The organism is Pantoea sp. EKM10T (assembly GCF_011800685.1).
Classification (GTDB): Bacteria; Pseudomonadota; Gammaproteobacteria; order Enterobacterales; family Enterobacteriaceae; genus Pantoea; species Pantoea agglomerans.
The window spans coordinates 351311-373038 of record NZ_JAALEU010000005.1; the positions used below are offsets into that span (position 1 = coordinate 351311).

The 21728-nt window shown below is 55.3% G+C and carries 22 protein-coding genes; 10 read left to right on the forward strand and 12 right to left on the reverse strand.

All coding sequences use genetic code 11. The features are described 5' to 3' along the window. Positions 1-8 precede the first annotated feature (8 nt). Positions 9-2048, forward strand: a complete 2040-nt coding sequence (gene prc, locus HFD95_RS12375; RefSeq protein WP_010670770.1) for a carboxy terminal-processing peptidase — start codon at positions 9-11, stop codon at positions 2046-2048. A gap of 244 nt (positions 2049-2292) precedes the next feature. After that, positions 2293-3174, forward strand: a complete 882-nt coding sequence (gene htpX / locus HFD95_RS12380; RefSeq protein ID WP_003852678.1) for a protease HtpX — start codon at positions 2293-2295, stop codon at positions 3172-3174. A gap of 262 nt (positions 3175-3436) precedes the next feature. Here the strand turns inward: htpX and HFD95_RS12385 are convergent, their stop codons facing one another. Further along, positions 3437-4807, reverse strand: a complete 1371-nt coding sequence (locus HFD95_RS12385; protein ID WP_052270530.1) for an MFS transporter — start codon at positions 4805-4807, stop codon at positions 3437-3439. A 187-nt stretch (positions 4808-4994) separates the two neighbouring features. On the opposite strand from HFD95_RS12385, the gene kdgR reads away from it, so the two are divergent. Continuing rightward, the gene (gene kdgR, locus HFD95_RS12390) at positions 4995-5786 is read left to right on the forward strand and encodes a DNA-binding transcriptional regulator KdgR (protein ID WP_010670769.1); all 792 of its coding nucleotides are present in this window, start codon (positions 4995-4997) and stop codon (positions 5784-5786) included. A gap of 30 nt (positions 5787-5816) precedes the next feature. Here the strand turns inward: kdgR and HFD95_RS12395 are convergent, their stop codons facing one another. Then, on the reverse strand, positions 5817-6053 hold the full coding sequence (locus HFD95_RS12395; protein WP_010258788.1) for a YobH family protein: 237 nt from the start codon (positions 6051-6053) through the stop codon (positions 5817-5819). Positions 6054-6265: 212 nt separating this feature from the next. On the opposite strand from HFD95_RS12395, the gene HFD95_RS12400 reads away from it, so the two are divergent. The 4 genes from HFD95_RS12400 to rlmA all read left to right on the forward strand — a co-directional run bounded on the left by HFD95_RS12400 (position 6266) and on the right by rlmA (position 9379). Continuing rightward, a complete protein-coding gene (locus HFD95_RS12400) occupies positions 6266-6538 on the forward strand; it encodes a YebO family protein (RefSeq protein WP_010258793.1) in 273 nt (90 codons plus the stop codon). An 18-nt stretch (positions 6539-6556) separates the two neighbouring features. Then, positions 6557-7567 carry an MBL fold metallo-hydrolase gene (locus HFD95_RS12405; protein ID WP_111533876.1) on the forward strand — a complete coding sequence of 337 codons (1011 nt, stop codon included), beginning with the start codon at positions 6557-6559 and terminating at the stop codon, positions 7565-7567. 655 nt (positions 7568-8222) lie between these two features. Then, on the forward strand, positions 8223-8432 hold the full coding sequence (cspE, locus tag HFD95_RS12415; RefSeq protein ID WP_003852684.1) for a transcription antiterminator/RNA stability regulator CspE: 210 nt from the start codon (positions 8223-8225) through the stop codon (positions 8430-8432). 137 nt (positions 8433-8569) lie between these two features. After that, positions 8570-9379, forward strand: a complete 810-nt coding sequence (rlmA, locus tag HFD95_RS12420; protein ID WP_167430303.1) for a 23S rRNA (guanine(745)-N(1))-methyltransferase — start codon at positions 8570-8572, stop codon at positions 9377-9379. On the opposite strand, the gene HFD95_RS12425 is transcribed toward rlmA, so the two are convergent. The 4 genes from HFD95_RS12425 to manX all read right to left on the reverse strand — a co-directional run bounded on the left by HFD95_RS12425 (position 9376) and on the right by manX (position 12613). Next, positions 9376-9834, reverse strand: a complete 459-nt coding sequence (locus HFD95_RS12425; protein ID WP_022625541.1) for a DUF986 family protein — start codon at positions 9832-9834, stop codon at positions 9376-9378. The genes rlmA and HFD95_RS12425 overlap by 4 nt on opposite strands. A 91-nt stretch (positions 9835-9925) precedes the next feature. After that, entirely contained in the window at positions 9926-10771 is an 846-nt protein-coding gene (locus tag HFD95_RS12430; protein WP_010260523.1) for a PTS mannose transporter subunit IID, read from the reverse strand. Positions 10772-10786: 15 nt separating this feature from the next. Continuing rightward, positions 10787-11587, reverse strand: coding sequence for a PTS mannose/fructose/sorbose transporter subunit IIC (locus HFD95_RS12435; RefSeq protein ID WP_010260525.1), 801 nt, complete (start codon positions 11585-11587; stop codon positions 10787-10789). 63 nt (positions 11588-11650) lie between these two features. Further along, positions 11651-12613, reverse strand: coding sequence for a PTS mannose transporter subunit IIAB (gene manX, locus HFD95_RS12440; RefSeq protein ID WP_010260527.1), 963 nt, complete (start codon positions 12611-12613; stop codon positions 11651-11653). Between the two features lie 507 nt (positions 12614-13120). Between manX and HFD95_RS12445 the strand changes: the two genes are divergently transcribed. Then, a complete protein-coding gene (locus tag HFD95_RS12445; protein ID WP_010260533.1) occupies positions 13121-14701 on the forward strand; it encodes a TerC family protein in 1581 nt (526 codons plus the stop codon). Positions 14702-14842: 141 nt separating this feature from the next. Here the strand turns inward: HFD95_RS12445 and HFD95_RS12450 are convergent, their stop codons facing one another. The 4 genes from HFD95_RS12450 to pabB form a co-directional block, all read right to left on the reverse strand. Further along, positions 14843-16405, reverse strand: a complete 1563-nt coding sequence (locus HFD95_RS12450; protein ID WP_064691385.1) for an EAL domain-containing protein — start codon at positions 16403-16405, stop codon at positions 14843-14845. 224 nt (positions 16406-16629) lie between these two features. After that, positions 16630-17994, reverse strand: coding sequence for an L-serine ammonia-lyase (locus HFD95_RS12455; RefSeq protein WP_089414127.1), 1365 nt, complete (start codon positions 17992-17994; stop codon positions 16630-16632). Between the two features lie 182 nt (positions 17995-18176). Next, on the reverse strand, positions 18177-18740 hold the full coding sequence (locus HFD95_RS12460) for a CoA pyrophosphatase (RefSeq protein ID WP_022625545.1): 564 nt from the start codon (positions 18738-18740) through the stop codon (positions 18177-18179). Beyond that, the gene (gene pabB, locus HFD95_RS12465; RefSeq protein WP_167430304.1) at positions 18724-20103 is read right to left on the reverse strand and encodes an aminodeoxychorismate synthase component 1; all 1380 of its coding nucleotides are present in this window, start codon (positions 20101-20103) and stop codon (positions 18724-18726) included. Before pabB ends, HFD95_RS12460 begins: the two co-directional genes overlap by 17 nt. 110 nt (positions 20104-20213) lie before the next feature. Between pabB and HFD95_RS12470 the strand changes: the two genes are divergently transcribed. Further along, positions 20214-20408, forward strand: a complete 195-nt coding sequence (locus tag HFD95_RS12470) for a YoaH family protein (RefSeq protein WP_010260545.1) — start codon at positions 20214-20216, stop codon at positions 20406-20408. 11 nt (positions 20409-20419) lie between these two features. Here HFD95_RS12470 and HFD95_RS12475 read toward each other — a convergent pair whose 3' ends face one another. Together HFD95_RS12475 and HFD95_RS12480 are read right to left on the reverse strand one after the other, a co-directional pair. Beyond that, positions 20420-20764 carry a RidA family protein gene (locus HFD95_RS12475; RefSeq protein WP_003852699.1) on the reverse strand — a complete coding sequence of 115 codons (345 nt, stop codon included), beginning with the start codon at positions 20762-20764 and terminating at the stop codon, positions 20420-20422. 67 nt (positions 20765-20831) lie between these two features. Further along, positions 20832-21191 (reverse strand): hypothetical protein, encoded by a 360-nt coding sequence (locus HFD95_RS12480; protein ID WP_045139908.1) that lies wholly within the window; start codon positions 21189-21191, stop codon positions 20832-20834. 353 nt (positions 21192-21544) lie between these two features. Between HFD95_RS12480 and HFD95_RS12485 the strand changes: the two genes are divergently transcribed. After that, positions 21545-21712 carry a hypothetical protein gene (locus HFD95_RS12485; RefSeq protein WP_010260551.1) on the forward strand — a complete coding sequence of 56 codons (168 nt, stop codon included), beginning with the start codon at positions 21545-21547 and terminating at the stop codon, positions 21710-21712. Positions 21713-21728 lie beyond the last annotated feature (16 nt).

Below are 21728 nucleotides of genomic sequence, written 5' to 3' on the forward strand. Positions count from 1 at the left end.
ACCCCGGCATGAACACCCTTTTTAAAGTTGGACTTATTGCGGGCCTGCTATTAGCAGGCCCAACCTTCGGCGCGGAGAACATTACCCGCGCCGATCAGATTCCCCAGCTTCACGAAGATCCGCAGGATCCGACGGTCAGTGAGCGCGTAACCTCGCGCTTTACCCGTTCCCACTATCGCCAGTTCGACCTGGATCAGAACTTTTCAGCGAAAATTTTTGATCGCTATCTGAACATGCTCGACTACAGCCACAATGTGCTGCTGGCGTCAGATGTGGCGCAGTTTGCCAGCAAAAAAACCACCGTCGGCGATGAGCTGCGCAGTGGCAAGCTGGATCTCTTTTACGATATTTATAATCTGGCGCAGAAACGCCGTTTTGAGCGCTATCAATATGCGCTGACGGTGCTGGCTCGTCCGATGAATTTCAGCGGCAATGACACTATCGACATTGACCGCGCTAAAGCACCCTGGCCAAAAGATCAGTCTGAACTGAATGCGCTGTGGGATGCCAAGGTCAAATATGATCAGCTGAGTCTGAAGCTGGCGGGCAAAGATGATAACGAGATCCGCGACGTTCTGACCAAGCGTTACAACTTCGCTATCCGTCGTCTGGCCCAGAGCAACGGTGAAGATGTTTTCCAGCTGGTGATGAACGCTTTTGCCCGCGAAATCGATCCGCACACCAGCTATCTGTCGCCGCGTAACACCGAGCAGTTCAACACCGAGATGAGCCTGTCACTGGAAGGCATCGGTGCGGTTCTGCAGATGGATGACGACTATACGGTGATCAACTCGATGGTCGCAGGCGGCCCGGCCGCGAAGAGCAAAGCCATTACCGTTGGCGATCGCATCGTCGGTGTGGGTCAGCCAGGCAAGCCGATGGAAGATGTGATCGGCTGGCGTCTGGATGATGTCGTGGCAAAAATTAAAGGACCTAAGGGCAGCAAAGTGCGCCTGGAAGTTCTGCCAGCCGGTAAGGGTACTAAAACCCGTACTGTGACGCTGACGCGTGAGAAAATCCGTCTGGAAGATCGCGCGGTTAAATTGACCATCAAAAATGTCGGCAAGCAGAAAGTGGGCGTGCTCGATATTCCTGGTTTCTATGTCGGCCTCACCGACGACGTAAAAGTACAGCTGCAGAAACTGCAGAAACAGAACGTCGACAGTGTGGTGATCGATCTGCGTACCAACGGCGGCGGCGCGCTGACCGAAGCAGTCTCGCTTTCTGGTCTGTTTATTCCGAGTGGTCCGGTAGTTCAGGTACGCGACAACAATGGTCGGGTTCGTGAAGACAGCGATAACGACGGCGTTGTCTACTACAAAGGACCGCTGGTGGTGCTGGTCGATCGTTTCAGCGCCTCAGCCTCTGAGATCTTCGCTGCCGCGATGCAGGATTACGGTCGTGCGGTGATTGTCGGCGAGCCAACCTTTGGTAAAGGCACCGTTCAGCAGTATCGCTCTCTGAACCGCATCTACGATCAGATGCTGCGTCCGGAGTGGCCTGCGTTAGGCTCCGTTTCTTACACCATTCAGAAGTTCTATCGCATTAACGGCGGCAGTACACAGCGTAAAGGCGTCACGCCGGATCTGCTGATGCCAACCGGCGTTGAAGCGGCTGAAACCGGTGAGAAATTTGAAGATAACGCACTGCCGTGGGACAGCATCAAAGCGGCGACTTATGTCAAAACCGGTGATGTGAAACCGCTGGTAGTGCAGCTGACTAAGCAGCATGCTGACCGCATTGCTCAGGATCGCGAGTTCCAGTACATCATGAAGGACATTGCCCGTTACAATGCCCTGAAAGATAAGCGCAACATCGTGTCGCTTAATCTCGCTCAGCGCGAGAAAGAGAATCACGAAGATGATGCGTCTCGTCTGGAGCGGATCAACGCGCGCTATCAGGCCGAAGGCAAAAAACCGCTGAAAAATCTGGATGAGTTGCCGAAAGATTATAAAGAGCCGGATCCCTATCTTGATGAGACGGTGAAGATCGCTAACGATCTTGCGCAACTGGAGAAATCCCAGCCAGAGGCGCCAGCGGCTAAATAATCCGCTGTTGCCAGAAAAAGCACCGCTCAGCGGTGCTTTTTTTTGTACTCAGAAAAGTTTCCAGTAAGCAATGATTAGCGCTGGTGAAGGTGCCTGAAGGCTGGGCTCCTCATCAGGCGTGTCAGAATGTAAAGTTATGTCTTTTTAGGCACTTAAACGTTAAGGTTGCTTGAAAAGCAGCCCAATGCCCATAGGATATGGATCCGCGTATAGGCGCGTGAACTACTGAGGAAGATTAACAAAAATGATGCGTATTGCTCTTTTCCTGATGACCAACCTGGCTGTGATGTTGGTATTCGGGCTGATTCTCAGCCTGACAGGGATCCAGTCAAGCAGTGTTCAGGGCCTGATGATCATGGCAGGCCTGTTTGGCTTCGGCGGTGCGTTTGTTTCACTGCTGATGTCGAAGTGGATGGCACTGCGATCGGTTGGCGGTGAAGTGATTGAACAGCCACGCAACGAAACCGAGCGCTGGCTGGTGGATACAATTGGCCGTCAGGCACAGCAGGCGGGTATTGCGATGCCACAGGTGGCGATCTATCACGCACCTGACATCAACGCCTTTGCGACTGGCGCACGGCGTAACGCCTCACTGGTTGCTGTCTCAACCGGTCTGCTGCAGAACATGAGCCGTGATGAAGCGGAAGCGGTGCTGGCACACGAAGTGTCACACATCGCCAACGGCGACATGATCACCATGACGCTGATCCAGGGTGTGGTGAACACCTTTGTGATTTTCGTTTCACGTATTCTGGCGCAGATCGCGGCGGGCTTTATGTCCGGCAACCGTGATGGTGAGGAGAGCAGCAACGGCAACCCGCTGGTCTACTTTGCGGTGTCGATGGTGCTGGAACTGGTGTTTGGTATTCTCGCCAGCATCATCACCATGTGGTTCTCGCGTCACCGTGAGTTCCATGCCGATGCCGGTTCAGCGAAGCTGGTGGGTCGTGAGAAGATGATTGCGGCGTTACAGCGCCTGAAAACCAGCTACGAACCGCAGGAGCCGAGCAGCATGATGGCGTTCTGTATTAACGGTAAAGGCAAATCGTTCAGCGAGCTGTTTATGTCGCATCCGCCGTTAGATAAGCGTATTGAAGCACTGCGTAGCGGTCAGTATCTGAAGTAGCGTTCAGCAGAGCAAAAAAGGCGACCCTGGGTCGCCTTTTCTGTTTAGAAATCACAATCAGACTGAATCTGACAGCAATATCTTAGCCAAACATGCAGGGAACCCGGGCAGAGGAGGAAAGCGTCCCGCGCCATGGATGGTGCGGGCCGACCGTCATGGATGACAGAAGTCTTTCCGATCTGACCGGGTTCCCTGTGAAGGCTCGGCCTTACAGCGAATCGGGTCACACTCTGTCAGGTGGTCGCCTTTTCTGTTTCTGCCATCAGGCGCGGGTCTGCGTCATCCGCGACACACTGACCAGCGCGGCCACGGCGGCAAAGCTGCCCGCCAGCAGCAGCGAAGCGTGCGTCCCGCGATCATCAAACAGATTAAACATCAGCGCGACCAGCGCGGCACCCATACTCTGGCCCAGCAGGCGGGCGGTGCCCAGCATGCCGCTGGCGCCGCCGCTGCGATGACGCGGAGCGGAAGTGACGATAGTGTGGTTGTTGGGTGACTGAAACAGTCCAAAACCGGCACCGCACAGCATCATGCGCCAGATAATATCGCCATCACCCGGGTTGGCCGGCAGCCAGGCGAGCAGAAACAACCCCAGGGCGAACATAGCCAGCCCGATGCCGCCCAGCAGCCCGGCATGCACCCGTTCAATCAGCCGGCCGGCAATCGGCGCAAACACCATGGTTGCCAGCGGCCAGGGCGTCAGCAGTAACCCGGTTGCCACCTCATCACGCTGCAGGACGTTTTGCAGAAAGAAGGGCAGCGACACCATCGCCAGCATCTGCGCACAGAACGAACAGACAGACGTTCCCATCGACAGGCTGAAAATCGGGATACGCAGCAGATCAACCGGCAGCAGCGGCACCGCCATGTTTAACTGACGACGAATAAAGAACCAGCCCACAACCAGCAGAGCAATGACCTCCGACAGCACCAGCAGATGACTCTGTCCCTGTGCAAACCCGCTCAGCGCAGAGATGATCAGACCAAAGAACAGGGCGTTCATGATCGCGCTGGGAACATCAAATTTCTGCGCCGTCGCTTTCTGCGGATTATCAGGCAGCGTGCGCAGCGCCAGCCAGAGCGCAATGGCACCCAGCGGGACGTTAATCAGAAACAGCCACTTCCAGCTTGCCACCGAAAGAATCGCTGCGGCAACCGTCGGGCCTGCCGCGGTTGAAACCGCCACGACCAGCGAGTTGATCGCCATGCCGCGTCCCAGATGACGCTGCGGATAGATAATGCGTATCAGCGCGGTATTCACACTCATCAGCGCTGCACCCCCTAACCCCTGCAGCACGCGGGCGAAAGTCAGCATGGTCAGGGTGGTGGAGAAGGCGCAGAACAGCGAAGTGGCAATAAACAGCGCCAGGCCCGCCTGATAGACGCGGCGATAACCCAGCATGTCGCCCAGAAAGGAGAGCGACAGCAGCGAGACGATAATCGCAATCTGATAGGCGTTCACTATCCAGATCGACTGCGCCGGGCTGGCATTCAGTTCGCGTGAGATAGTGGGCAGGGCGACATTGGCTATCGCGCCATCCAGCACCGCCATGGTCAGACCCAGCGCGATGGTGACGATTGCCATATAGCGCTGACGCGCGGGTAATCCATCCTGAGGAGGGGAGAGTGTCATAAGTTAATTACTAAAGAGGGTGAATATCATCATGCTAATGAAATTAACGCTGAAATACAGCGATCGGACGGAGAAAAAACTGTCTTTAAATATGACGTAATGGTTAAAGCATTGCTGCCTTCGTATGCCTCACTCTATACTGACAGTCCGTTCCATTTTTTTTGAAACAGGTTTAACAAGGTGCGCGATGTCCTCTGCTGAAAATGATAAACAGCCCGATTCCGTCTCTTCGGTACTTAAAGTGTTCGGCATTCTGCAGGCGCTGGGTGAAGAGCGCGATCACGGTATTACTGAGCTCGCGCAGCGCGTGATGATGTCAAAAAGCACCGTTTACCGTTTCCTGCAGACCATGAAGTCGCTGGGTTATGTCACGCAGGAAGGTGAGAGCGAGAAGTACTCACTGACACTGAAGCTGTTTGAACTGGGCGCTAAAGCGCTGCAGAACGTCGATTTAATCCGCAGTGCGGATGTGCAGATGCGTGAGCTTTCGCGTCTGACCAAAGAAACCATTCATCTGGGGGCGCTGGAAGAGGACAGTATTGTCTACATCCATAAAATCGACTCCCTCTACAACCTGCGTATGTATTCGCGCATTGGCCGTCGTAATCCGCTGCATACCACCGCAATTGGGAAAGTTCTGCTCGCCTGGCGCGATCGCAGCGAGGTTGAGGAGATCCTGCGGGATGTCGAATTCAAACGGAGCACGGCCAATACGCTGTTAAGCGCGGAGGCGTTGATTACGGCGCTGGATCAGGTAAGAACGCAGGGCTATGGTGAAGATAACGAAGAGCAGGAAGAGGGTTTACGCTGCCTCGCTGTGCCGGTCTTTGACCGTTTTGGTGTGGTGATTGCGGGACTGAGTATCTCTTTTCCCACCATTCGCTTTTCAGAAGATGCCCGCCAGGATTACGTGGCCATGCTGCATCGGGCGGCGCGCACGCTCTCCTCAGAGATGGGCTATCACGACTATCCGTTCTGAAAACAGCGGGCCATGTGGCCCGCTGTTTTGTTAATTATCGATCACTTCTCCGCTTTTCTTCAGCAACGGACAATCAGTCACGCCCACCACGCCACTGTCAGTATGCAGATACTGCGCACTGATCACACCGCGAGCGGTCAGATAGCTGCACTGCAGGCCAAGGCCGGCGGCATTTTTAGTACTGCCGGTTAATACGCCATAGCCGGTAAACAGCATCGCCAGCCAGATCACCGCCAGCAAGCCTACCGTACGAATAAACAGTTTCATTATGTCTCCTTGTGAAAGATAACTCAGCGCTCCACCTGGTGCCGCCGGTTATGATGATATCAGCATGCCTCGCTTTTCTGGTGGGATCGATCAGAGATAACTGAAACGGCAAATTCTGCATTGATGTTAACCCCATTATCTTTTGCGATGGCGACAGGTAGAATGGGCGGTTGCCATGTTCTGGCGTTTCCACTGAGTTTTACGAGGCAGTTATGAATGAGTTAGCCGCAAATTCGGGCCCACTGGTCAGCTATGGCCTGCTGGTCATTATTTTGATTGTGGCGTTTATCGCCTGGTTCTTTGTCAACCGCGCCAGCGTGCGCGCCGGTGAGCAAATCCGCTTACTGGAATCTTTGCTGGAAGAGCAGAAGAAACAGAATCAGCTGCTGCGCCGTCTGATTGAGATGCAGCCAGGGGCAGAGAGTAAAAAAACCGATGACGATCGCGAGAAACGCGACTTTATCCGGTTGATTCCGGAACGATAATCACAGCAGAGAGGCGGGATGGTCTGGAAAAATCCGTGGTATGACAGCAGCAAAGCGCATCACACGCCCGAGGGATTCTGCAATCCTGAACCGGAACGGCGCAAGCCGGGCGATCTGCAGCGCTGGCGCAGGGAGCGCAAAGCACAGGGACTGCCGCTGCCACCGCAGCAGGGCTACAGGGCTTTCACCGAACAGTGGTGGCAGCCCGCTGATATCAGCGGCAGTGACGATCGCATCTGGTGGCTGGGACATGCCGCCGTGCTGCTGCGACTGAACCAGCAATATATCCTGATCGATCCCGCACTCTCGTCACGCGCCTCGCCACTCTCTTTTGCCGGGCCGCAGCGAAAAACGCCAGCACCGCTTAGCATCGCTGATCTGCCGCGTCTGGATGTCGTGCTTATTTCACATAACCATTACGATCATCTTGATCGGCCAACGGTTAAAGCGATCGTCCGGCGTTTTCCGCAGGCGACCTTCATTGTGCCGCTGGGCCTGGAAAAATGGTGCAGGGCGCGGGGCGTGAAACAGGTCCATCAGCTCGACTGGTGGCAACAGTTTACTGTCGGCGACCTCTGTTTTGATGCGGTGCCGGCACGTCACTGGAGTATGCGAACGCCGCGCGATCGAAACCGTTCGCTCTGGTGCGGCTGGGTCGTGCGTTCTGCCTCCGTGCGCTTCTGGTTCTCGGGCGACAGCGGCTACAGCGATAGCCTGCCGGAGATTGCTGCCCGACTCGGCCCGTTCAGCCTGGCGGCTTTGCCGATTGGCGCTTATGCACCTGAATGGTTCATGGCTGGCCAACATATGAATCCCGATCAGGCGGTGGCGCTGTGGCAGGCAGCAGGCAGGCCGCTGACGCTGCCCATCCACTGGGGCGTGTTCGAACTGGCCGATGAGTCGCTGGATGCACCACCCAAAGAACTGGCGGATGCGCTGCTGCGGGCAAACGAGCAAAAGGGCGGTTTCGCACCGTGGCGAATAGGCGAAAGCCGCGGGCTGAATAAGGATACCCAGGAATTATCCTAAAACCTCAGAGATAAACAAAGGCCCGATTTTTATTATCTGATATCAATTTTTCAAATCAAAAGTTAAATTCTTAATAAGTAAAATCGGGCTCAATGCTTTTATTTGGAGCACGACGACTGTCTGGCTCCTGCTTTTGGTGCAAAAAAGTGTTATCTGTACGAAATAAAAGGCGCTGTACAGGATTGAAGCCGGATTATTGATATTTTCAACTTTTCGCGCTTCGCTTATTCATTCTGTTATTGCCATATTTGTGAAATATTAATTTCTTATGGTATCCATTGGGTTAGACCCGGCAACAGAGGCAGGAGAGGGCGCTGACCAGGGAGCGTGCTTAATTTGCATCGGCATTTGTAAACGCCACAGAACAGGCAATGTGAGCCTTCTGGCAATTATGTGCGCAGGCTGGCTGAGGCCCTTAAAAATGGCTTGCCATTGTTTTTAGGATATGTGATAACAAATCCTGAGTTAAACGAGGTACAGTTCTGTTTATGCATGGCATCTTCTGTAAAGAAGTCTGTAAAGAAGAACGAGTAAAGACGTTGACGTTGAATACCGCTTCCTTGCCGAACCTTAATTAGTGCCTCATGCAGTAATGTCTCTGGTTTTTCTGTAAGACAGCCTTCGGGCTAAATAAACATCTAAAGGAATTTGCAAAATGGCAAAGATTAAAGGTCAGGTTAAGTGGTTCAACGAGTCTAAAGGTTTTGGTTTTATCACCCCTGCTGACGGTAGCAAAGATGTGTTCGTACACTTCTCCGCTATTCAGGGTAATGGTTTCAAAACCCTGGCTGAAGGCCAGAGCGTTGAGTTCGAAATTCAGGACGGCCAGAAAGGCCCGGCAGCCGTTAACGTTACGGCTATCTGATTCAACTCCGCCTCGGTGCATTGCACCCTGACATGAAATCTCAAAGCCCTGGCTTCTCAGCCGGGGCTTTCTTTATGCTTCCGATGCGTAAACGTTAAGGTTACACTGCGCCGCGTTATCTGATGCCGGAGCACCCTATGTCCCTGATTTGCCCTCTTTGTCACTCTCCTCTCGCCTTTACTGCGCGCAGCTGGTGCTGCGAGAATCGCCATCAGTTTGACCAGGCGAAAGAAGGGTATGTCAATCTGCTGCCCGTTCAGCATAAACGGTCACGTGAACCGGGTGACAGTGCAGAGATGATGCAGGCACGACGCGAATTTCTTGAGGCAGGCTACTACCAGCCGCTGCGTGATCGGGTCGTCAGCCTGCTTGCGCCCGCGCTGAGCCAGCCGGAGTGCAAAATCCTGGATATCGGCTGTGGCGAAGGTTACTACACCGCCGCACTGGCTGACGCAGCAGGCGAGGATGGGCAGGTCTATGGGCTGGATGTCGCCAGAATGGCGATCCGGCTGGCAGCAAAGCGCTATCCGGCGGTACGCTTCTGCGTCGCCTCCAGCCAGCGCTTACCCTTTGCCGATCACGCGCTGGATGCGGTTGTCCGAATCTACGCACCCTGCAATGAAGCGGAACTGGCGCGCGTGCTGAAGCCGGGTGGCCTGGTACTGACCGTGACACCGGGCCCGCATCATCTGCAGCAGTTCAAGGCGCTGATTTACCGCGAAGTGCAGTTGCATGTGCCGGAGCAGAAAGCGTATCCCGGATTCCATCAGGTGGCGCAGCATGCGCTGCGTTACCCGATGGCATTAACCGGCGCAGCCGCGACGACCCTGCTTCAGATGACGCCGTTCGCCTGGCGGGCGCGTGAAGAGGTCTGGCAGACCCTGCAGCAGAGCGAGCAGTTCAGCTGCGACGCAGACTTTACCCTGACTGTGTGGCAGCGCGACTAGCGCGCCTCGACCAGGGTGTTATAGATGCGCTCCAGATCGTCGAGTTGCTGCACCGCGATCAGCAGCCGACGCTGTTCCAGCTGAATCACCAGAATGCCATCCTCAGAGAGATTCATGCCCTGAATTCGCCGGTAATCGATCCAGACACCGGCGTAAAACAACCCCTCACTTTTCATCAGCAGCGTTGGCTTTCGCAGCCAGAATAACCAGAACGCCAGAAAACTCAGCACCATCAGCAGTGAGGTGGTGAGCTGCGGGCCGTGATGGCTGACGTTGTTCCACAGCAGGATCAGCAGCAGGCCGATGAAAATCAGGCTATCCAGCTTATGCTGCCTGCGCAGCGCAACCCGTAAGCGGGTCGGGCCGTGGCGACGCGGCAGAATCGCCTCATGATAAATGGCAAACCCCATCAGGGCGGCAATACAACACGCAATCAGCGCGTCGGTTAATGACATCACAGCTACCTCAAACAGGGTGAGCTCAGCCGGTTGTGGCTCAGCTCACCACGCTTAAAAGCCGGGAGCACAGGCTCCCGGCCGGGTGAAATTACAGACCGAGCAGGCCGATCCAGTAACCAAAGATACCGATGGCAAAGAAGCCGACGATAATCCACAGCGCGTTCACTTTACGGCGTAACAGCCACATACAGCCAAAGGTCAGCAGCAGCGGCACCACGCCCGGCATCAGCTGATCGAGGATCGACTGTACAGTGGTGACGGTGGTTTTACCGGTCGAGTCGGTAATACGTGACACCACCAGCGGGATGTTAACGTGTGTCCACTTGTTGACCAGCGCCCCCATGACAAACAGGCCGAGAATCGACGCCCCCTCCGTGAGTTTCTGCAGGAAACCGCCGCCCATATCACTGACGATGTCGATCCCTTTGCGATAGCCATAGGCCACGCCGTAGTAGCGGGTCAGCAGACGTGCCAGGTTAAACAGCACAAAGAAGAGCAGCGGACCCAGCAGACTGCCACTCATGGCGATACCGGCTCCCAGCGCGGCAAACACCGGGCGCACCGTACCCCAGAAGATCGGGTCGCCAACACCGGCCAGCGGTCCCATCAGGCCGACTTTAAGGCCGTTAATCGCGCCATCGTCGATCGGGGCGCCGTTAGCACGCTGCTCTTCCATCGCCATAGTCACGCCCAGAACCGGCGCGGCCACATAAGGATGGGTATTAAAGAACTCCAGATGACGCTTGATCGCCTGCTTACGATCATCATTGTTCTCAGGATAGAGACGGCGGATCACCGGCACCATTGAGAAGCAGAAGCCCAGCGCCTGCATGCGTTCAAAGTTCCATGAACCCTGGAACAGATTAGAGCGCAGAAAGACGGCGCGAACATCACCGGGTGTCAGTTTCTTTTCGACTTTCGTAATATCAACCATGTGCTCACCTGTTCCTTAATCGAGTTCGTTATCAAGATCGTTTGCGGTCGCAGCACCTGATGGTGCTCCCGCCACACGGTTGTATTTCGGGCTGAGCTGAATGTAGAGCACCGCCATGACCACGCCAATGACGCCCAGCGCCACCAGGTTAAAGTTGGTGAAGGCCGCGGTGACGAAGCCCAGGTAAAAGAACGGCATCAGGTAGCCTGCGCGCATCATGTTGATGACCATCGCATAACCGACCACCACAATCATGCCACCGGCGATATTCAGGCCGTTGGTAACCACGTCCGGAATAGAGCTGAGTAAGGCGTGAACCGCACTGGTGCCGACCGAAATCGCCACAATCAGCGCCGGGATGGCGATACGCATCGCCTGTAACAGCAGGGCAGAGACGTGGATCCAGGAGATGGCCGTGAGATTACCTTTCTCTGCGGCTTTGTCAGCCGCATGCTGGAAGGCGACGGTCAGCGTACGCACGATTATGGTCAGTACCTGTCCGGCGGCGGCCAGCGGAATCGCCAGCGCAATACCGGCACCCACACTTTGACCGCCAGCGATAACCAGGATGGTCGAGATAATGGAGGCGAGGGCGGCATCAGGCGCAACGGCGGCACCGATGTTCATCCAGCCCAGCGCAATCATCTCCAGCGTACCGCCGATAATAATGCCGGTTTTCATATCACCCAGCACCATACCAATCAGGGTACAGGCCACCAGGGGACGGTGAAACTGGAATTCATCCAGAATCGACCCCATACCGGCAATACAGGCGACAATAAAAATCAAAATAATTTGTAGCGAGGTTATTTCCATCATACTTCTTGTCCTCAGCAGGATAACCAGGAGCCCGGAAACGCAGGCGCATAAGTGCTTCTGTTACGCGTTAACTTTCGCGATCAGATCCATCATTTTCAGTTTCTGGTCACTGGAAACTTTACGCACTTCCAGTTCAATATTGCGTTCATTGAGTTTGCGGAATGCGGCAATATCTTTTTCATCGACCGAGACCGCATTATTGACCTGAGTTTTCCCCTGGCGGAACGCCATACCGCCGATGTTGACGGTTTTAATATCGACACCCTGTTCCACCACGCGCAGTACATCGGTGGGGTTGGTAAACAGCAGCATCACGCGATCCTGACCATACTTCGGGTTGTTCCACACCCGCACCATCTTATCAACATCCACCACATGGGCCGTGACGCCGGGCGGAGCAACCTGCGTCAGCAGGGTTTTGCGCACATGATCGTTGGCCACTTCATCGCTGACTACGATAATGCGCTGAACGTTGGTCTCTTTGGTCCAGCGCGTTGCCACCTGCCCATGAATCAGACGGTCATCAATGCGTGTCAGCCCGATTTTCATGTGGTCACCGGGCGCCATCGGCTTAGCCGGTTGCGCCGCAGCGGCCGGTTTTGCCGCGGCTGGCGCCGGCGCTTCTTCTTTGGCTTTCAGGGCTTTGACCCCTTCACGGCCGGTCTCCACCGCCACGGCGACCAGCTCGTCAAAACCGGGGTTGTCATCGCGCGCCATCAGGGTTTCGACCAGCATCGGGATATTGACCCCGGCGATGACCTCATACTGCGGTTTGTCGACCACGATGCGACTGGCCGCATTAAACGGACTGCCACCCCAGGTATCAACTAAAAACAGGACTCCCTGCGTCGTATCAAGTTCTGCCAGTCGTGCCTGATATTTTTCAATCAGCGTTTCTGCATTTTCACCGGGGACAAAATCTATCCAGCCGACATTGTCCTGCTCGCCCAACAGCATTTCTGCTGTTTTCAGCAGTTGTTCCGCTGCCCAGCCGTGTGTACCAATTACTATCGCAATGGTCACGTGCTACCTCCGTTCGCTAGAGATGCTCATCTGAGTCAATGAACTGTATTGAATTGCTTTGATGATCTGTTTAACCGGATGATTCGAATTATCGGTATAGCGTCGAAAAAACATGGGTTAACTACGTCAAGGCGGTAAAGTCGCGATTTATTTTAGTGATCGAAAAAATAAATTATGTGATGTCTGTCAGCTATTCATCCTGTGAAGTGACCAGTAACCCTTTTTATGCGCCTGATCATCCGTCAGGCAGATTGTAAAAATAAGAAAATTTTTTGACGCAATTCGCCGACCTGATACATTAACGTTCTGTTTATTACTCAGGAGTAACGGGCTTCAGCCCACCTTTATGGATCGTCACCGACGTCGCTTAATCTGTTCTTTGCGCCTGCTGGCGCGTCACCCTTCGCCTCACGGCGTTTTCACCGCTTTCCCGACTACCTGCATGTCACGCATTGCTGCGCTGATAAGCGGCACCGCGATCTGTTCCCTGTTCTGGAGTCATAAATAATGGAATTTTTATTCGACCCCTCAATCTGGGCGGGTTTACTGACGCTCGTGGTGCTGGAAATTGTACTCGGCATTGATAACCTGGTCTTTATTGCCATCCTGGCCGACAAACTACCGCCGAAACAGCGTGATAAAGCACGCCTGATTGGCCTGTCACTGGCGCTGGTCATGCGTCTGGGTCTGCTGTCGTTGATCTCCTGGATGGTGACGCTGACGACGCCTCTCTTTAGCGTAGGCGGTTTCAGCTTTGCCGGTCGTGATTTAATTCTGCTGGCGGGTGGTCTGTTCCTGTTGTTTAAGGCGACCATGGAGCTGCACGAGCGGCTGGAGAACCGGCAGCTCGACGGATCCGGTAATCGGGGATATGCCAGTTTCTGGGCTGTCGTGACGCAGATTGTGGTACTGGACGCCGTCTTCTCGCTGGATGCTGTGATTACCGCCGTGGGTATGGTGAACCACCTGCCGGTGATGATGACCGCCGTGGTGATTGCGATGGGTGTGATGCTGTTGGCATCTAAGCCGTTAACCAACTTTGTTAACGCGCATCCGACTGTAGTGGTGCTCTGTCTGAGCTTCCTGCTGATGATCGGTCTGTCGCTGGTGGCAGAAGGCTTTGGTTTCCATATTCCTAAAGGCTACCTCTATGCGGCGATTGGCTTCTCGATTCTGATTGAGCTGTTCAACCAGGTTGCACGTCGTAACTTTATCCGCCATCAGTCAAATCGCCCGATGCGTGAACGCACCGCCGAAGCGATTTTACGCCTGATGGGGGGCCGCAACCGTGCCCAGACCGCCAGCAATGGCAATACCAGCAGCAGCGAAGAGGCAGCACTGGCGGAAGCGATGCCGCAGGAAGCGTTTAAAGATGAAGAGCGCTATATGATTAATGGCGTGCTGACGCTGGCTTCCCGCTCGATTCGCAGCATCATGACGCCGCGCGGTGAAATCTCCTGGGTCGATGCGAATCGGCCGGTAGATGAGATTCGCGGTCAGCTGCTTGATACCCCACACAGCCTGTTCCCGGTCTGTCGGGGTGAACTGGATGAAATTGTCGGCGTAGTGCGAGCCAAAGAACTGCTGGTGGCGCTGGAGCACGGTGTGGATGTGGCAACGTTTGCGGCCAATACACCGACTATCGTGGTGCCGGAGACGCTGGATCCGATCAACCTCCTTGGCGTGCTGCGTCGTGCCAAGGGCAGCTTCGTGATTGTCACCAATGAGTTTGGTGTGGTTCAGGGTCTGATTACGCCGCTGGACGTGCTGGAAGCGATTGCGGGTGAATTCCCGGATGAAGATGAAACGCCCGATATTATTGCGGATGGTGATGGCTGGTTAGTGAAAGGGGGGACCGATCTGCACTCGCTGCAGCAGTTGCTCGACTTCCATGAGCTGGTCGACCCGACAGAAGACCACGCCTCGCTGGCGGGCCTGCTGATTGAGCAGAAAGGGCAGTTACCGCTTCCTGGCGATGTGATTGATATCACTCCGCTGCACTTCCAGATTATCGAAGCGACCGACTACCGTATCGATCTGGTGCGTGTCACTAAAGATAAACCGCATGACGAGGATGAAGAGGGCTAATCGTTCTCGTTGATGCAGAGGCGCTGCCGGGCTTACCGGCCGCGCTGAATTTCTCTGACAGCCGCTGGCTCATTGCCGCGGCTGTTTTTTTGTCTGTGGCGTAAGGTCATCAGGCAGGGCGAAACGGGGCTCAGGCTATTGTCACCTGCGGGCATCAGCCTGATGCTGCGCCAGCCACGCCGGGAAGTCCTGCAGCGGCATCGGGCGGGCAAAATAGTAGCCCTGCAGATGATCCACGCCGCGTTCGCGCAGATAGGCCGCCTGCTCAGCTGTTTCCACGCCTTCGGCCACCAGACTGATATTCAGGCGCTGGGCCAGCGAAATCACCATATCCGTCACCGTGGCATTAATCGCGTCAGTGCCGATGGCTGCGGTGAAAATCTTGTCGATTTTCAGCACATCTGGCTGCAGATCTTTCAGGTAGGAGAGCGAGCTGTGACCGGTGCCAAAATCATCAATCGCCAGCCGGACACCGATGTCGTGCAGTTGCGCAATCACCGACTGGTCCACGACCGGCAGGGCATCGCGCTCGGTGAGCTCCACCACCAGTTTCGGCACCGGATTGGCAGGCCACCACAGGTTGTGCAGATCTTCCAGAATGGCGTGGTCGCGGAAGTGGCTGGCGGCAACATTAATGGCGATATGGAACGCGGGATCGTCGGGCAGCTGCGGTAACTGACTCACCACCTCATTCAGTACAAAGCGCGTCAGCGGTTTGATCAGGTTCTGTCGCTCGGCCAGGGGAATAAAGACATCCGGTGCAATCCAGCCCTGACGGGGATTGTGCCAGCGCAGCAGTAACTCAATACCGTCGCACTCACCACTTTTGGTGTTGATCAGCGGCTGGCAATAAACCATAAACTCACGGGCCGTAATGCCATAACTGATTTGCCAGCTCAGGCTCATACGATTTGCGGTCGCCAGCCAGACGATGTAACCCATAAGCAGACTCAGCAGCAGCGCCAGCGGGAGCTGTGAGGGCAGCGTCGCCAGCGCCAAGCGGGTCGGAGAGGGGCCATAGAGGGTAAGCGTAAACGGATAGCGCAGCGAGCCCTGCTCATAGCTCACTTCGTCTTCTGACGGCACCGTGGGCTCGATCAGCGGATTGCCATACTCCAGGCTCTCTCCATTGACGTTAAAGACAGCGCGCTCCACCCAGGGCAACTGCGGTTCCAGCAGATAATTGCTCATCATTTCGATGTTGATCACCTGCAAAATCCCGGAGCGGTTATCCAGGCTCTTTGGCGTCCACAGCAGTAAAATGGGCGAGCCTTTCAGCAGATACTCATCGGTTGCCAGCGTCATGCGCTGACTGTTAAAGGCTAAATCAGGGTAGGTCTGACTAAAGGGAATGGTGCGCGACCCGTAGATACTGGAGCAGTAGAGCACGTCGTTATCCACCAGCAGGATCGCCCGGACCGTCTGCAGGGAGGAGATTTTTTCGATGAGTGGAAAGCGAACATCCTGACAGGGAACGCCGACCAGACCCAGCGTATTATTGGCTGAAACCTCCAGCGGTGAAAACATCCGGTCAAACCGCATAATCGCTTTATCGGCGAAATCCATCGCCTGCTGCTCGATACGTGACTTCTCTTCGATATAGCGAAAGGCCAGGGTTAATATCAGCACCACGGTGGCGATCGACAGCGCTATCAGCACACGCTTGCGTCTGAATTGTCCAACATTTTGCTGGGCCATAAACATCTGTATCCACCTTCCCAAAAGCCAGTAAAAAGCAAAACACAACGGGGTGAGTATCGGCACGGTCAGATCAACATTGAGGCCGGAATGCAGAAAAGCGGGTCTGGAAAGTTGCGTAAGCCGGACGGCTGCGCGGAAATCACTCTACCGGTTAAACCTGCGCTGAGATAGCGCAGGATGCGGATTTTATTACGTTTGCACGTTTTTTAATCAGTTAATCGTTTCGCTTAATCACACTGAACTTTAATCGCCAGACCGCCACGCGAAGTTTCACGATATTTGGCGTTCATATCTTTGCCGGTTTCATACATTGTCTCGATAACCTTATCCAGCGAGACGCGGGGTTCGCTGGTGCGCCTAAGTGCCATGCGCGCCGCGTTAATCGCTTTAACCGAGGCGATAGCATTGCGCTCAATGCAGGGCACCTGAACCTGACCGGCTACCGGGTCACAGGTCAGTCCAAGGTTATGTTCCATGCCGATTTCAGCCGCCACGCAGACCTGCTCCGGACTGCCGCCCAGCAGTTCAGCCAGACCGGCCGCCGCCATAGAACAGGCGACACCCACTTCACCCTGACAGCCCACTTCCGCGCCTGAAATAGAGGCGTTCATTTTGTACAGCACGCCGATGGCGCCAGAGGCGAGGAAATAGCGCAGGAAAATGTCGGGTGTCACCGGCTCAATGAAGTGATCGTAGTAAGCCAGCACCGCAGGCACGATACCGCAGGCACCGTTAGTGGGCGCGGTCACCACGCGGCCTCCCGCGGCGTTTTCTTCGTTAACGGCCAGCGCATACATATTGATCCAGTCGATTACAATCATCGGATCGCTGGAGTGCTTGTCAGAGGAGGTCAGCAGACGACGCAGGGAGGCGGCGCGACGGGGCACGCGCAGTGGCCCTGGCAACACGCCTTCGGTATTCAGACCGCGGTCGATACAGGCCTGCATCGTCTGCCAGATGTTAGTGAAATAGGCATGGATCTCATCGCGGCTGTGCAGCGCCAGCTCATTTTTCATCACCAGACCTGAGAGTGACAGGCCGGTTTCACGACAGTGAGCCAGCAGATCTTTGGCGGAGTGGAACGGCCAGGGCACAGAGACTTCATCCAGTGCCGACTGTCCGAAATGCTCTTCATCAACAATGAAACCGCCGCCAACGGAGTAATAGGTTTTTGACAGGATCAGCAGTTCGCCCGCAAACGCGAGCAGGCGCAGGCCATTTTCATGCAGCGAGAGGTTCTCACTGCGAAATACCATGCCGCCTTCGCGCGGGAAATCCACTTCGTGTGCGCCTTTCGCCAGCAGCAGTCGCTCACGCTGCTCAACATCTTTAATAAAGGCGGGGATCGCATCGATATCCACCGTATCCGGCGATTCACCCGCCAGACCCATAATAATGGCGATATCAGTGTGATGGCCTTTGCCGGTCAGAGAGAGAGAACCGTAAACATCCACGGCGATCCGGGTGACCTCCTGCAGCTTTTCCTGTTCGCACAGCAAATCCACAAACTGTTTACCTGCTTTCATCGGGCCGACAGTATGCGAACTTGAGGGGCCGATGCCCACTTTGAACATGTCAAAAACACTAATCACAGGTGACACTCCTCACAATTATTCTCAGTCTGCCGGGGCAGTTTATGGCGCCCATAGTAATGGTCATGCACCAGGAAAGAGCAGCTTTTCGCATGAAATAAACTTATCAAAACTCATAGAAAAAATTATAGTGCAGCGCGCCAGTAACCTGACGGGCCGGAGAGAGAAAAACGAGAAAGGTTTCAGAATGCGATCTGAGCACTCAGTGATCGGATAATACCCGCGGTCATGCCCCACACCAGATAATCCTGATAGCGCGACAGCCAGACCGGGTGGCGAACGCCAGCCCGATGCACCTCCAGCGCGCTGTAGCGGCTGAGCTGCAAAGCCTCGGCCAGCGGCATCTCAAAGGCGCTGCTCACCTCATCCGGATTAATCGTTAACCGCAGATCGGCCGGAATGATCCCCAGTACCGGCGTCACCTGAAAGCCGGTGCTGCTGGTCACGGCGGGCAGTGCGCCTAATACCTCGACCTGATGCGGCTCAATGCCAACCTCTTCCTGTGCTTCACGCAGTGCTGTGGCGATGAGCGATGCGTCAGTGTCATCCTGCATCCCGCCGGGAAAAGCGACCTGTCCGGCATGTTTGCGCAGGGCGTGTGAGCGCTGCGTCAGCAACAGACCGGGTTCAGGGCGTGCCACAATCGGCACCAGCACCGCCGCATGGCGCCCGGATAGCAATTGTGTGCTGCGGGCTGGCTGCTGCAACAGAAAACGGCTGCGAAAATCATCAAGCGTCAGGGCCAACTGAACCTCCGGTTTGTTCCAGTGCCGGTAAGATCCGGCTGACTTTGTCGAGTGTTTCCTGATACTCCGCTTCGGGATCGCTGTCTGCAACAAGCCCGCCGCCCGCCGCACAGTAGAGCTGCTGACCTTCAGCGATCAGCGTGCGAATGGTGATGCTGGTATCCATCCGGCCACACAGGCTGAGATAACCGATGCTGCCGCACCAGGCATTGCGCCGCTGCGGCTCCAGTTCATCAATAATCTCCATCGCCCGAATCTTGGGCGCACCGGTAATCGAGCCGCCCGGAAAACAGGCGCGCAGCAGATCGGTGGCCTGCAGGGTATCAGGCAGCTGCGCCCGCACCGTGCTCACCAGGTGGTGTACGGCGGGGAAGGGTTCAACCACAAACAGTTCAGGCACCGTGACCGAACCGGGTAGCGCCACGCGGCCAATATCGTTGCGCAGCAAATCGACAATCATCAGGTTTTCGGCCCGATCTTTTTCCGCATGGCGCAGCGACTCAGCCTGTTGCGCATCAGCAATCGGATCGTCACAGCGTGGCCGGGTACCTTTGATCGGTCGGGTTTCGATCTGTTTATTATTCAGTGACAGAAAGCGCTCCGGCGACAGGCTCAGGATTGCGCTCTCCGGCAGACGCAGAAAAGCGCTGAACGGCGCGCGGTTAGCCGCATTGAGTATACTGAACGCCTGCCACTCATCACCCTGGTAACCGGCCTGAAAGCGCTGCGCCAGATTAACCTGATAACAGTCACCCGCCTGAATATAGGCCTGAACCGCCGCAAAACGCGCAGCGTAATCTGCATAGCTCAGGTTGGAGCGCCAGCGGCTGGTCAGTGAAAAGGGCACGGCCTCGCGCGCCGGCCATTGCGCCAGCCAGGCGGCGCGTTCTTCCGCGTTCTTTAACGCCACCAGCGTCAGGGTCTGCTGATGATGATCGGCAATCAATGCCCAGTCATAGATACCCACCGCCATGTCAGGCGTGGTGAGATCGGCTGCGGCCTGCTGAGGCAGGGACTCAAACCGGCGGCCCAGATCATAACTAAACAGGCCCAGCGCACCGCCCTGAAACGGCAGGGCATCGCTGGCAGCCGGCGTCACGCCCAGCGCATCACACTGCTGCTGCACCAGCAGCAGGGGATCGGCGGTTGATTCGGTCGTGCCGGTCGGGTCGCTGAGGGTAGTCATCGCACCGCGGGTCACCAGGGTGGCGCGGGGATCGGCAGTCAGAATATCAAAGCGGTTGTCGCTGTGGTTCGCCTGCGCGGAGGAGAGCAGCATCGCCCAGGGCAGATGGGCAATCGGGGCAAAACGCTGAGTCAGCGCATCCGGGGTATAATCAAGACTGAGGGTTTCAACAATCATCGGGCAGAGAAATCAGAGAGCAAAGAGGCGGTCAGACTGCCATATTTTTTCCTGACTGGCACCTGTTAGTTCCGCGTGGGATACTGTCTGCCCCAACGCAGGAGTGAAACATGTTTATAGGAATACCGGCTCTCTCTCATGAGCAGCAGCAGCAGGCCGTCGAACGTATTCAGGAATTGATGGCGGGAGGTTTGTCGAGCGGTGAAGCGATCACCCAGGTGGCGCAGGAGATCCGACAAAATTTCAAGGGCGAACGGATTCGGGCGCTATTCGAAGACGAAGATGAAGAAAACGAAGAGGAATAACGCCCGGCGTTTTAACGTGCAGCGATAATTTTAATTTCGATTTTGTACTTCGGATTCAACAGACCGGCCTGTACCGTGCAGCGCACCGGCGCATTACCTGGGGAGACCCATGCGTCCCATGCGCGGTTCATCGCAGGGAAATCGGCCTTATCCACCAGAAACAGCGTCGCATCAAGGATTTTGCTTTTATCGCTACCGAGCCGTGTCAGAATCGCATCAATCACTGCCAGCGCATTGGCTGTCTGCGCTTCTGCGTCGGCATCCAGATTCTCAGGCACGCTGGTGTAATAGATCGTGTCGTTGTGGATCACGGCTTCGGACATACGGTGTTCCGGGTCAATGCGGGTAATACTCATCGGTTTCTCCCTGGTTAATTGCGCATTAGCCTGGCACACTCCCGACATCGCTGTCACCCCTTACGCTTTACAGGCAGCGCTCAACAATCGCCTGTCTGTCCGCCATCACCTGAGGCGCCATCCGGAAAGTCGTGAAATATTTCACCTCAGCCCCTTTTCGGCGGGGCGACACATCCGCAAAAATCGAATCTTCCCAGGTGAAAACGCTGATCTCGCTGCCGTTGGGCTGGGTGTGGGTGGTGTTATCTCTGGCAATGACGCTGGTGGTGGACCAGCCGCGATAAATACAGTCACTAAGCTGAGGGACGGTGCGGGTGCTTTGACCCTGAAAAACAGGCTGCTGAAGACGAGCCTGATCAGGCGTAGGTGCCTGGCAGCCGCAGAGCAGAAGCACGCCAGCCAGAGAGCCGATGTGGAAACAGTTCATACATTCCTCCGCCTGAGTCAGGCAGTCGGGTTAAGGCCATCTGTTTAACACCGCCTGAACGGCTGCAATGTTAAACCAGTCTCAGCACGTCAGCCTACGGGTGCCACATCCCAACGGTAAGCTGATTTAATCATTATAATCTGCGCGTTTGTTTACTCGCTGCGTTCCTCTGCATTTGCTAACTGCATCACACTGTCTGCATCATGATCATGAGCCGCGGACGTTGTCACTGTTGCAGCCCTGCTGCACTAAAGCAGCATAAAGCGTCGAAAGAGCGGGAGAAGTGAGGGCACGTGCGGCAGAAAAATGTTATAAAACAGCAGATAAATCGCGCTACGGATGAGGATTCAGGCATGGCGAATACGCAGTATCTTTTTTGGGTGATGGTCGGCGCACTGACGCTGCTGTTTATTGTGGTTTCGGCATTTGTTGGATTGTCCCGTGGCAGTAAGCAGGGCTTTATTACCTTCGCTATTCTGTTCATCGTTATGCTGGCGGGCGCGTTGTACGTCCGCTTATAAGCAGGTCGCAACAGCA

Excerpts from the sequence above, each read along its gene's own strand:
- htpX (WP_003852678.1), top strand. The coding sequence starts at position 2,293 with ATGATGCGTATTGCTCTTTTCCTGATGACCAACCTGGCTGTGATGTTG.
- HFD95_RS12430 (WP_010260523.1), bottom strand. The coding sequence starts at position 10,771 with ATGGTTGATATTACGAAAGTCGAAAAGAAACTGACACCCGGTGATGTT.
- rlmA (WP_167430303.1), top strand. The coding sequence starts at position 8,570 with ATGTCCCTGATTTGCCCTCTTTGTCACTCTCCTCTCGCCTTTACTGCG.
- HFD95_RS12395 (WP_010258788.1), bottom strand. The coding sequence starts at position 6,053 with ATGAAACTGTTTATTCGTACGGTAGGCTTGCTGGCGGTGATCTGGCTG.
- HFD95_RS12450 (WP_064691385.1), bottom strand. The coding sequence starts at position 16,405 with ATGTTTATGGCCCAGCAAAATGTTGGACAATTCAGACGCAAGCGTGTG.
- HFD95_RS12485 (WP_010260551.1), top strand. The coding sequence starts at position 21,545 with ATGGCGAATACGCAGTATCTTTTTTGGGTGATGGTCGGCGCACTGACG.
- prc (WP_010670770.1), top strand. The coding sequence starts at position 9 with ATGAACACCCTTTTTAAAGTTGGACTTATTGCGGGCCTGCTATTAGCA.
- HFD95_RS12385 (WP_052270530.1), bottom strand. The coding sequence starts at position 4,807 with ATGACACTCTCCCCTCCTCAGGATGGATTACCCGCGCGTCAGCGCTAT.
- pabB (WP_167430304.1), bottom strand. The coding sequence starts at position 20,103 with ATGATTGTTGAAACCCTCAGTCTTGATTATACCCCGGATGCGCTGACT.
- HFD95_RS12435 (WP_010260525.1), bottom strand. The coding sequence starts at position 11,587 with ATGGAAATAACCTCGCTACAAATTATTTTGATTTTTATTGTCGCCTGT.
- HFD95_RS12475 (WP_003852699.1), bottom strand. The coding sequence starts at position 20,764 with ATGAGTATTACCCGCATTGACCCGGAACACCGTATGTCCGAAGCCGTG.
- HFD95_RS12445 (WP_010260533.1), top strand. The coding sequence starts at position 13,121 with ATGGAATTTTTATTCGACCCCTCAATCTGGGCGGGTTTACTGACGCTC.
- cspE (WP_003852684.1), top strand. The coding sequence starts at position 8,223 with ATGGCAAAGATTAAAGGTCAGGTTAAGTGGTTCAACGAGTCTAAAGGT.
- HFD95_RS12470 (WP_010260545.1), top strand. The coding sequence starts at position 20,214 with ATGTTTATAGGAATACCGGCTCTCTCTCATGAGCAGCAGCAGCAGGCC.
- kdgR (WP_010670769.1), top strand. The coding sequence starts at position 4,995 with ATGTCCTCTGCTGAAAATGATAAACAGCCCGATTCCGTCTCTTCGGTA.
- HFD95_RS12480 (WP_045139908.1), bottom strand. The coding sequence starts at position 21,191 with ATGAACTGTTTCCACATCGGCTCTCTGGCTGGCGTGCTTCTGCTCTGC.
- HFD95_RS12400 (WP_010258793.1), top strand. The coding sequence starts at position 6,266 with ATGAATGAGTTAGCCGCAAATTCGGGCCCACTGGTCAGCTATGGCCTG.
- HFD95_RS12425 (WP_022625541.1), bottom strand. The coding sequence starts at position 9,834 with ATGTCATTAACCGACGCGCTGATTGCGTGTTGTATTGCCGCCCTGATG.
- HFD95_RS12405 (WP_111533876.1), top strand. The coding sequence starts at position 6,557 with ATGGTCTGGAAAAATCCGTGGTATGACAGCAGCAAAGCGCATCACACG.